The organism is Serratia sp. CY71090, assembly GCF_052166845.1.
Classification (GTDB): domain Bacteria; phylum Pseudomonadota; class Gammaproteobacteria; order Enterobacterales; family Enterobacteriaceae; genus Serratia; species Serratia nematodiphila.
This window is the reverse complement of record NZ_JBJNOA010000006.1, coordinates 341,928-352,243: the sequence shown is the minus strand read 5'-3', so window position 1 is coordinate 352,243 and position 10,316 is coordinate 341,928. Positions and strand designations below refer to the sequence as shown.

Below are 10,316 nucleotides of genomic sequence, written 5' to 3'. Positions count from 1 at the left end.
CAGACAGTGAAGTTCCACGAAGTGAGTAACCAATTGGAGCGTTTTCAGCACCAATTGGACAAGTCACATCAAGAGCTGATGGCTGTACATGCTAATAATCAAAGCCTACAGCAGCAGCTCATTGACGTGCATGCTAACAATCAGAGTCTGCAACAACAGCTTTTTGATGCGCATACCAGCAATTCCTGGCGTGTGACCTCCCCATTGCGTTGGGTTTCATATCAATTTAAAGCGGTGCGTGAGCAAGGCGTTAAAACTCGAGCTCGCAAAGCAGTCAAAAAGGTTTTGAGAAAGGGAATAAATACGGCTCTGGCTTTATTCCATGAACATCCTAAATTCAAAGCATTCATTCTTTCCAGCGCTAGAAAGCTGGGTGCTTACCGATTTCTGCAATCTGTTTTCAGACGGGTTTTAATTTCCGCGCCTGACTATCACGCCGATCTTATGGCGAATGAACGTCATGTTGTGTATAAGGAAAATATGACGAGCAGAGCTATCGATATATATGAGCAGCTAAAGAGAATAAATAATAAGAAACACGGGGATTCATAATGCGTATTGTTATTGACCTGCAAGGAGCACAAACGGAAAGCCGTTTTCGGGGTATTGGCCGTTATACTCTTTCGATTGCAAAGGCAATCATCCGTAATAACAGTCAACACGAAATTTTTATTGCTTTGTCTGCGCTGTTTCCCGAAACCATCGCTGAACTTAAAGCGCAATTTGCTCGCTTAGTGCCGGCCGAAAATATCGTTATCTGGTATGCGCCTGGCCCTGTCAGAGCGATGGATAGAAACAATGCTTGGCGCAGTGAGTGTGCAGAATATGTGCGTGAAGCCTTCTTACATAATCTTAAACCTGATGTCGTTTTTATAACCAGTTTGTTCGAAGGGCATGTAGATAATGCGGTGACGTCGATCGCTAAATTAACGCCAAAAACTAAAGTGGCGGTGTTGCATCACGATCTAATCCCTTTGGTACAAGCGGATGTTTACCTGCAAGATGACGTTTATAAAGATTATTATTTAAAGAAAATCAATTGGTTGAAGAACGCGGATCTGCTGCTGACCAACTCGGACTATACTTCTTCGGAGGTGATTGAGTGGTTGGATATTCCCGAAAGCAAAGTATGCACGATTTCGGCGGCGACCGAAGAACATTTTGATATCAGCGAGATTTCCGCTAATAATTTTTCTGAATTAAAAGAGAAATATGGCATTACCCGTGATGTCGTACTTTATGCTCCTGGCGGTTTTGACTCCCGTAAAAACTTCAAGAGGTTGATTGAGGCTTACAGCAAATTAACGCCTGAATTACGTGAAAAAAATCAACTGGTTATCGTTAGTAAGCTATCGGACAGCGATCGCAGTTATCTGCATTCCATCGCGCGTAATCAACAACTGCGTGATGACGAGATGGTTCTGACTGGATATGTATCGGAACAGGATCTGGTCGTGTTTTATCAGTTGGCCAAGTTGTTTGTCTTTGCTTCGTTGCATGAAGGCTTTGGATTACCGATTCTGGAGGCCATGACGTGCGGTGCGGCGACAATCGGTTCTAACGTCACCAGTATCCCGGAAGTGATCGGTTATGCCGATGCGCTGTTTGATCCCTATTCTGTTGAGTCAATAAGAGACAAGCTTCAACAGGCTTTAAGCGATGACGTTTTCCTCGCTCAATTAAAGAAACACGCTTTGGAGCAATCCGCCAAGTTTTCGTGGGATAAGGCGGGAACTATCGCCTTGTCTCGTTTTGAGCGGTTAGTTGCTGAGGCCGGAGATGTGGAGTTTGAATCGGTAACGTCATCGCAATTGATCTCCGCCGTTTCCTCGATCAAATGTCGTGAAGAGCCTTCGGATAACGATCTGCGGTCAACCGCTGAGGCGATGGATAGAAATGCCAAAAGACTCGAGTTGCAAGGCATTGCGCTAGAGTCTCTCTCTTGGCGCGTTGAAGGACCTTTTGACAGCTCCTATAGCCTGGCTTTGGTAAATCGAGAATTCGCGCGAGCACTCAGTCGCGACAATGTTGACGTTCTGCTGCATTCAACGGAAGGGCCTGGCGACTTTGCTCCAAATGAAACCTTCCTGAGTGATGAAAGTAATGCGGATTTGAAGGCATTCCATTCGCGTTTGCAGCAGCGGAGTGAGCAGCAGGTTAATGTATTGAGCCGCAATATCTATCCGCCACGTGTCAGCAACATGGCTGCGGATGTGAAGCTTTTGCATTGCTATGCATGGGAAGAAAGTGGCTTTCCACAAGGTTGGATCAATAATTTCAACCGTGAATTGGATGCGATCCTTTGCACTTCAGAACATGTGCGCAAAGTATTGATTGATAATGGTACTAAAGTTCCCGTTTTTAATGTCGGGAATGGTTGCGAGCACTGGGAGCGGATTCAGTCAGCCAATCCTCCGCAACTGAACGCCAAGGCATTCAAATTCCTGCATGTTTCTTCGTGCTTCCCGCGGAAGGGGGTTCAGGCGATGCTGGCGGCCTATGGCGCCGCTTTTACCGGAGAGGATGATGTTTCCCTGGTCATCAAAACTTTCCCTAACCCGCACAATGAAATTCAGGCATGGCTAACGCAAGCTCAGAAGCGGCACGTCAATTATCCCCATGTCATTATTATCGAACAAGATATGCCGGAACAAGAGCTGAAAGCGCTCTATGAACAGTGTGATGTCTTGGTGGCGGCAAGCTGTGCTGAAGGATTTGGTTTGCCGATTGCGGAGGCGATGTTGAGCGGTTTACCCGCTATCACCACTGGTTGGAGCGGGCAGCTTGATTTTTGCACGCAGGAAAATTCATGGCTGGTTGATTATCGTTTTGAACGCGCGAAGACCCATTTTGGCCTGTTTTCTTCATCATGGGTGCATGCCGATATTGATAAACTGGCCGAGGCGATGGCGCAGGCGGCGGCGACTGACAAAAAGCAACTATCGGCAATGGCAGCAAAAGGGCGTGAACTGATACTTAGTCAGTTTACCTGGAGCTCGGTTGCGCAGCGATCAAAGGCTGCGGTAGGCGAATTGCGTAAGCATTTTGACGTCGCTCAAGTGGAACCCCGCATTGGCTGGCTCTCGACGTGGAATACCAAATGCGGCATCGCCACCTATTCCCAACATTTGGTAGCTGACATGCCCAGCGACCAAATTGTGATTTTTGCACCGACAGCAAATGATCTGGTACACGCGGACGAAGGTAACGTTCTGAGGAGTTGGGTTGTTGGAAAAGAAGACAATTACCTTGATGCTTTAGATACTCAAATTGAAACCCTGAATCTGAACACCTTGGTCATCCAGTTTAACTATGGATTCTTTAACCACCGCGAGTTATCGGCCTTTATCAAAAGGCATCACCAGGCGGGACGGGTTATCGTTATGGCCATGCATTCGACGGTTGATCCGATCGAAAAAGAGCCGTATTGGAATTTCCGTTTATCAGAAATGACTGACGCGTTGAAAATGTGTGACCGTTTGCTGGTTCATTCTATTGCTGATATCAACCGCCTGAAGTTGCTTGGATTAGTCAATAATGTAACTCTGTTCCCACATGGCGTGATTAACTATCCCGCTCTGGCATCGACTGCTCATCGCAATCTGCCGCCTTTGGTTGCCAGCTATGGTTTTTGCCTGCCGCATAAAGGGTTGAAGGAACTTATCGAAGCCGTGGCCTATTTGAAAAAAGCGGGGAACCCTATTCGACTAAGGTTGGTCAATGCGGAATACCCCGTCAGTGAATCCACCGCTTTGGTTCGTGAGCTTAAAGAGACTGCGGCTAATTTGAAGGTTGAAGATCTGGTAGAGATGCATAACGATTTTCTTGATGATAAAGAAAGCTTACGTCTGCTCTCTGACGCCGATCTGCTGGTTTTCGCGTATCAAAATACCGGCGAATCGGCCAGTGGTGCCGTTCGCTACGGCATGGCGACGCATAAACCTGTGGCAGTGACGCCGCTCGCTATTTTTGATGATCTTGGTGACGCTGTCTTCAAATTGAAGGGAACCTCCGTAGTGGATGTTGCTGAAGGTATTGCAGATATTATTTCTGAGATTGTTAAAAACTCTTCGAGTGCAGTTGAAACGCAACGACGTGCTGATGCGTGGTGCGAGCAGCATGATTATCATGCCGTTGCCAGACGGCTAGAAAACATGTGTGCGGGCTTGTTAAGAGCAAAACATTTCAAATAACCTCCTCTAGCTATAGCCTTATTCAATGCAGTAGGTGTGATTTCTACTACTGCATTGAATCTACTATGTTGAAAGCATAGATATTCTATGGAATGTGACTTTAGATGAAAATAATTCTTTCCGTTGAGCCTATCAAGTTCCCGTTGACTGGCATAGGGCGTTATACCTATGAGTTGGCAAAAGGCTTGCAAAGCCACAACGAAATTGAAGAACTAAATTTTTTCTCCGGTACCCGTTTTTTATCTAACATACCTACGGCAAAAAATACATCTGATAGTAGTCACTGGTTGAAAAAAATTGTGCAGAGCAATTCATTGGCTATTGAGACCTACAGATTGCTTATGCCACAACTAAAAAAGAAGGCGCTGCGTGGCTACGAACGTTGCCTTTTTCATGGACCTAATTATTTCCTCCCTCCTTTTGACGGCCCTGCAGTGGCAACGTTTCATGATCTTTCTCCTTTTAAATGGGAGCACTGTTTCGATCCTAAAAGGAATCGTTATACCAAGAAAGAAATGATGAAAGCATTGTCGAGGGCGAATGGTCTCATCACGGTCTCGAACTATATTCGTAAAGAGATTCATGAATATTTCGATTATCCAATTGAGAAAATCCACACGGTTCATCTGGCAAGCTCGCCTGATTTTTACCCTCGTCAGGTAGAACACGTATCTGGAGTTTTAAAAAAATTTGATTTAAGCTATAAAGCCTTCACCTTATTCGTTGGTACCATTGAGCCGAGGAAGAATATTCTTTCCCTTATTCATGCTTATAGAAAACTACCTGACGGATTGCGTGCCCGTTATCCATTAGTCCTCTCCGGCTATAAGGGATGGCGCAATGATGACATTATGCAGGAAATAGAGCGAGGACAGCGTGAGGGATGGCTTAAGTATCTGGGATTTGCGGCTGCAGAAGAATTGCCATTATTGTACTCTGCAGCCAGGCTGTTTGTTTTCCCATCACACTATGAAGGCTTTGGGCTTCCGGTATTGGAAGCGATGAGCTCGGGAACTCCGGTGATTTGTTCCAACAGTTCATCTTTGCCGGAAATCGCAGGTGATGCGGCATTAACTCACTCTCCTGAGGATGTCAGCTTATTAACGCAGCTTATTATCAGAGGGCTGACAGATGAAGCGTGGAGAAAGGATGCAATTGCATTAGGTTTGTCACATGCAGCAACGTTTTCCTGGAAAAATTGCACTAGCCAAACTTTAAACGTTTATCAAAAATTGACTAATAATGATTAAAGTACTCCATTTTTATAAAACCTATTATCCTGACTCATTTGGCGGCATTGAGCAAGTGATATACCAACTCGCTGAAGGTGGTGTAGAGAAGGGTATATCGACGGATGTTTTGTCCGTAACGCCTGCAGATAAGGATAGTTGCGAAACTATTTCACAGCATACAGCTCATAAAGTCAGACAAGATTTCAGCATTGCATCTAACCCATTTTCATTTCGCGTCATAAAGAAATTTAAAGAGCTCAGCGAGCAAGCGGATATCATCCACTATCATTTCCCATGGCCATACATGGATCTTGTACACTTCCTCTCGGGAGTGAATAAGCCGACAGTGGTTAGTTATCACTCTGATATTATCAGGCAAAAAAACCTTCTTAGGTTATATAAGCCACTGATGCACCTGTTCTTGCGTAAAATAGATTGCATCGTAGCAACATCACCGAACTATGTGGCCACCAGTGACGTATTGGAAACGTTCAAAAATAAAGTCTCTGTGATTCCGATAGGTCTGGATAAAGAGACATATCCGGTGCCAGAACCGAGCCGCTTGGAAAAATGGCAGCGTCAGCTCGGCCAACCATTTTTCTTATTTATTGGCACGTTACGCTATTATAAAGGATTACATATACTGCTAGAGGCGGCTATCGGTGCAAACTATCCTATCGTGATCGTAGGGGCCGGGCCGATCGAAAGTGAATTACGTGAGCAGGCTCAGAACTTGGGACTGAAAAACGTTCATTTTCTTGGCGCATTGCCGGATGAGGATAAATCGGCACTACTGACGCTGAGCTATGGTATTGTATTTCCGTCACATTTACGCTCGGAAGCGTTTGGCATTTCGCTACTGGAAGGTGCCATGTACCGAAAACCCATGATTTCAAGTGAAATAGGGACAGGGACTACCTTTATCAACGTCAATGATCAGACGGGACTGGTGATCCCTCCATCGGATCCTTCGGCATTGAGAAAGGCAATGGATAAGCTTTGGGAGAACCCCAAGTTGGCGGAGACATTCGGTAATAAGGCGTATGAACGCTACGAAGAGATGTTCACCTCCAAACAAATGGTCGAGGCATACGCGAAAATCTACGAATCCCTGCTGGGAAGGCATAATAAGCCCGATTGAATGGTCTGGCAGGTTACTGAAAATTTAGACGAGTTATGTGACCTATCGCACCAATCACTACCCACCCGGCTCAATCCTGAGTTAACATGTGTGCCACATCACAAAACCTGCTGGCCGACGTTGCCGGCAGGGTCATCCTCAGACAGGAGTTCCTAAATGTCCAAGCAACAAATCGGCGTTGTCGGCATGGCGGTAATGGGCCGCAACCTCGCGCTGAACATCGAGAGCCGTGGTTACACCGTTTCCATTTTCAACCGTTCTGGCGACAAAACTGACGAAGTGATCGCTGAGAACCCGGGCAAGAATCTGGCGCCGTATTACACCGTTGAAGAGTTTGTCGAATCACTGGAAAAACCGCGCCGCATCCTGCTGATGGTGAAAGCGGGCGAAGCAACGGATAAAACCATTGCCTCGCTGACTCCGCACCTGGACAAGGGCGACATCTTGATCGACGGCGGCAACACCTACTATCAGGACACCATCCGTCGTAACCGCGAACTGTCCGACCAGGGCTTCAACTTCATCGGCACCGGCGTTTCCGGCGGTGAAGAGGGCGCGCTGAAAGGGCCTTCCATCATGCCTGGCGGCCAGAAAGAAGCTTACGAGCTGGTGGCGCCGATCCTGGAGAAAATCGCTGCGGTTGCGGAAGGCGAGCCTTGCGTGACCTACATTGGCGCAGACGGCGCCGGCCACTATGTGAAGATGGTGCATAACGGCATCGAATACGGCGACATGCAGCTGATTGCCGAAGCCTATTCTCTGCTGAAACAGGCGCTGAATCTGAGCAACGAGCAGCTGGCCGAAACCTTCGCCGAGTGGAACAAGGGTGAGCTGAACAGCTACCTGATCGACATCACCAAAGACATCTTCACCAAGAAAGACGAAGAGGGTAAATACCTGGTCGATGTGATCCTGGACGAAGCCGCCAACAAAGGCACCGGCAAATGGACCAGCCAGAGCTCGCTGGATCTGGGCGAACCGCTGTCGCTGATCACCGAATCGGTATTCGCACGCTACCTGTCCTCGCTGAAAGATCAGCGCGTTGCCGCGTCTAAAGTGCTGACCGGCCCGAAAGTGGCGCCGTTCACCGGCGACAAAGCCGAGTTCATCGAGAAAGTGCGTCGCGCTCTGTATCTGGGCAAAATCGTGTCCTACGCGCAGGGCTTCTCTCAGCTGAAAGCCGCGTCTAAAGAAAACAACTGGGATCTGCACTACGGCGAAATCGCCAAGATCTTCCGCGCCGGTTGCATCATCCGCGCTCAGTTCCTGCAGAAGATCACCGACGCTTACGCGGCGGATGCCGATATCGCCAACCTGCTGCTGGCGCCATACTTCAAGCAAATCGCCGACGAGTACCAGCAGGCGCTGCGTGACGTGGTGGCCTACGCCGTGCAGAACGGTATCCCTACGCCAACCTTCTCCGCTGCGATCGCTTACTACGACAGCTACCGTTCCGCGGTGCTGCCGGCGAACCTGATCCAGGCGCAGCGCGACTACTTCGGTGCGCACACCTATAAACGCATCGACAAGGAAGGCGTGTTCCATACCGAATGGATGGAATAAGCCGGCTCGTTGAGCGATAAAAAAAGCCGCCGAGGTTAACGCCCGGCGGCTTTTTTATTGCGTGCGAGTTAACGTCATGCTTTTTTCTGATGCCGCTCGCGCAGCCGGCCGATCACCGCGCTCAGATCCAAATCCTGGTCTTGCAGCAGCACCAGCAGGTGATAGATCAGGTCCGAAGCTTCGTTGGTCAGCTCTTCGCGATCGTTGACCGTGGCGGCCAGCGCGGTTTCCACGCCTTCCTCCCCGACCTTCTGCGCGATGCGCTTGGTGCCGCTGGCGTACAGGCTGGCGGTGTATGAGCTGTCCGGGCTGGCATGCTTGCGCTCCGCCAACAGCTGTTCCAACTGATAGAGAAACGTCCAGTCGCTGGCGGCCGGGTGGAAGCAGCTGCTGTTGCCGAGGTGGCAGGTCGGGCCGATCGGGTTGGCCAATATCAGCAGCGTATCGTTATCGCAGTCCGGCGTGATGCTGACCACCTTAAGGAAGTGGCCGGAGCTTTCACCCTTGGTCCACAGGCGCTGCTTGGTGCGCGAGAAGAAGGTGACGTTGCCGCTTTGCTCGGTGGTGGCCAGCGCTTCCGGCGTCATGTAACCCAGCATCAGCACTTCGCCGGAAACGGCGTGCTGCACGATGGCCGGCATCAGGCCGTCGGTTTTTTCCCAGTCCAGCTGGTTTCTCTGTTGTTCTGTCAGCACACGCGAATCTCCACGCCTTGTTCAACCAGGAACCTTTTCAGTTCGCCGATATTGATGATTTGTTTGTGGAACACCGATGCCGCCAGCGCGCCGTCGACGTCCGCATCGCGGAACGCCTCCAGGAAGTGCTCCATGGTGCCCGCGCCGCCGGAGGCGATCAGCGGCACTTTGCAGACCTCGCGCACCCGACGCAGCTGCTGCAGGTCGTAACCGTTGCGCACGCCGTCCTGATTCATCATGTTCAGCACGATCTCACCGGCGCCGCGGCGCTGCACTTCCTGCACCCAGTCGAGGGTTTCCCACTGTGTGATGCGGGTGCGGCTCTCGTCGCCGGTATATTGGTTGACGTGATACTTGCCGGTTTCACTGTCGAACCAGGTGTCGATGCCCACCACGATGCACTGCACGCCAAAGCGTTCAGCCAGGCGGCTAATCAGCTCAGGATCGGCCAGCGCCGGCGAGTTGATCGAAATCTTGTCGGCGCCGAAAGACAGGATCTGGCTGGCGTCCTCGGCGCTTTTAATGCCGCCGGCGACGCAGAACGGAATATCAATCACCTCCGCCACGCGCGACACCCAGCTTTTGTCCACCACCCGGCCATCGCTCGAGGCGGTGATATCGTAAAACACCAGCTCGTCCGCACCTTCTTGCGCATAGCGCTGCGCCAGCGGCACGATGTCGCCGATGATTTCGTGGTTGCGGAACTGCACGCCTTTCACCACTTGCCCGTCTTTAACATCCAGGCACGGGATTATCCGTTTTGCCAGCATGCGATCGCCTCCTCAACGCTAAATTTACCTTCCAGCAGGGCGCGCCCCACGATCACGCCGGCAACGCCGCTGCCGCGCAGCTGGGCGATGTCGTCCAGATTGCCGATGCCGCCCGAGGCCTGGAAGGCCACCTGCGGATAACGGCGGCTGATCTCCTGATACAGCGCCACGTTGGAACCGGCCAGCGTGCCGTCACGTGAAATATCGGTGCACAGCACGTGTTTGAGCCCGTAGGGCAGGAACTGTTCCACCACCTGTTCCAGCGTGGCGTCGGAGTCTTCTTGCCAGCCGCTGATGGCCACGTGCTTCACGCCCTGCGCGTCGATGCGCACGTCCAGCGCCAGCACCAGCGCGTCGGCGCCGTAGCGCTCGAACCAGCTTTGCACCAACTGCGGCTGTTTCACCGCGGTGGAGCCGATCACCACGCGCGTGGCGCCAGCCTCCAGCAGGGCGCTGACGTCTTGTTCGTTGCGGATGCCGCCGCCGACCTGCACCGGCACGTCAACCCCCGCCAGCAGCTTGCGCAGCAGCGGGATCTGGCGCGCCGCCGGATCCTTGGCGCCGGTCAAATCGACCAGGTGCAGCACCTGGGCGCCCTGTTGTTGATAGTCCTGCAGACGCAGCAGCGGATCGTTGCCGTAGTCGCGCTGCTGGCCGTAATCGCCCTGATGCAAACGCACCACGTTGCCGTCGATCAAATCCAAAGCCGGAATAATCATGCT

General features: G+C 50.8%; 7 protein-coding genes and 1 pseudogene. 5 read left to right on the top strand and 3 right to left on the bottom strand.

The genetic code is table 11. The features are described from left to right. The 5 genes and pseudogenes from ACJ8OK_RS14095 to gndA all read left to right on the top strand — a co-directional run. A pseudogene (locus tag ACJ8OK_RS14095) lies at positions 1–552 on the top strand (class I SAM-dependent methyltransferase); the annotation flags it as partial. Continuing rightward, a complete protein-coding gene (locus ACJ8OK_RS14090) occupies positions 552–4,193 on the top strand; it encodes a glycosyltransferase (protein ID WP_025302184.1) in 3,642 nt (1,213 codons plus the stop codon). The pseudogene ACJ8OK_RS14095 and the gene ACJ8OK_RS14090, both read left to right, overlap by 1 nt. A gap of 104 nt (positions 4,194–4,297) precedes the next feature. Continuing rightward, complete coding sequence (locus ACJ8OK_RS14085) at positions 4,298–5,443, top strand: glycosyltransferase family 4 protein (RefSeq protein WP_071826104.1); 1,146 nt, start codon at positions 4,298–4,300, stop codon at positions 5,441–5,443. After that, the gene (locus ACJ8OK_RS14080; RefSeq protein WP_021504313.1) at positions 5,436–6,566 is read left to right on the top strand and encodes a glycosyltransferase family 4 protein; all 1,131 of its coding nucleotides are present in this window, start codon (positions 5,436–5,438) and stop codon (positions 6,564–6,566) included. The genes ACJ8OK_RS14085 and ACJ8OK_RS14080 overlap by 8 nt, the downstream gene beginning before the upstream one ends. A gap of 156 nt (positions 6,567–6,722) precedes the next feature. Then, positions 6,723–8,129: an NADP-dependent phosphogluconate dehydrogenase gene (gene gndA, locus ACJ8OK_RS14075; protein WP_004938815.1), complete on the top strand. Its 1,407-nt coding sequence runs from the start codon at positions 6,723–6,725 to the stop codon at positions 8,127–8,129. 74 nt (positions 8,130–8,203) lie between these two features. Here gndA and hisIE read toward each other — a convergent pair whose 3' ends face one another. The 3 genes from hisIE to hisA are packed head-to-tail and all read right to left on the bottom strand — an operon-like array spanning position 8,204 to position 10,313. Then, positions 8,204–8,824 (bottom strand): bifunctional phosphoribosyl-AMP cyclohydrolase/phosphoribosyl-ATP diphosphatase HisIE, encoded by a 621-nt coding sequence (hisIE, locus tag ACJ8OK_RS14070; RefSeq protein ID WP_033633501.1) that lies wholly within the window; start codon positions 8,822–8,824, stop codon positions 8,204–8,206. After that, positions 8,818–9,594 carry an imidazole glycerol phosphate synthase subunit HisF gene (gene hisF / locus ACJ8OK_RS14065; protein ID WP_033633500.1) on the bottom strand — a complete coding sequence of 259 codons (777 nt, stop codon included), beginning with the start codon at positions 9,592–9,594 and terminating at the stop codon, positions 8,818–8,820. The genes hisIE and hisF overlap by 7 nt, the downstream gene beginning before the upstream one ends. Continuing rightward, the gene (gene hisA, locus ACJ8OK_RS14060) at positions 9,576–10,313 is read right to left on the bottom strand and encodes a 1-(5-phosphoribosyl)-5-[(5-phosphoribosylamino)methylideneamino]imidazole-4-carboxamide isomerase (protein ID WP_033633499.1); all 738 of its coding nucleotides are present in this window, start codon (positions 10,311–10,313) and stop codon (positions 9,576–9,578) included. Before hisA ends, hisF begins: the two co-directional genes overlap by 19 nt. Positions 10,314–10,316 lie beyond the last annotated feature (3 nt).

Coding starts and splice junctions, on each gene's coding strand:
- ACJ8OK_RS14085 (WP_071826104.1), top strand. CDS start 4,298: ATGAAAATAATTCTTTCCGTTGAGCCTATCAAGTTCCCGTTGACTGGC.
- hisF (WP_033633500.1), bottom strand. CDS start 9,594: ATGCTGGCAAAACGGATAATCCCGTGCCTGGATGTTAAAGACGGGCAA.
- ACJ8OK_RS14090 (WP_025302184.1), top strand. CDS start 552: ATGCGTATTGTTATTGACCTGCAAGGAGCACAAACGGAAAGCCGTTTT.
- ACJ8OK_RS14080 (WP_021504313.1), top strand. CDS start 5,436: ATGATTAAAGTACTCCATTTTTATAAAACCTATTATCCTGACTCATTT.
- hisA (WP_033633499.1), bottom strand. CDS start 10,313: ATGATTATTCCGGCTTTGGATTTGATCGACGGCAACGTGGTGCGTTTG.
- gndA (WP_004938815.1), top strand. CDS start 6,723: ATGTCCAAGCAACAAATCGGCGTTGTCGGCATGGCGGTAATGGGCCGC.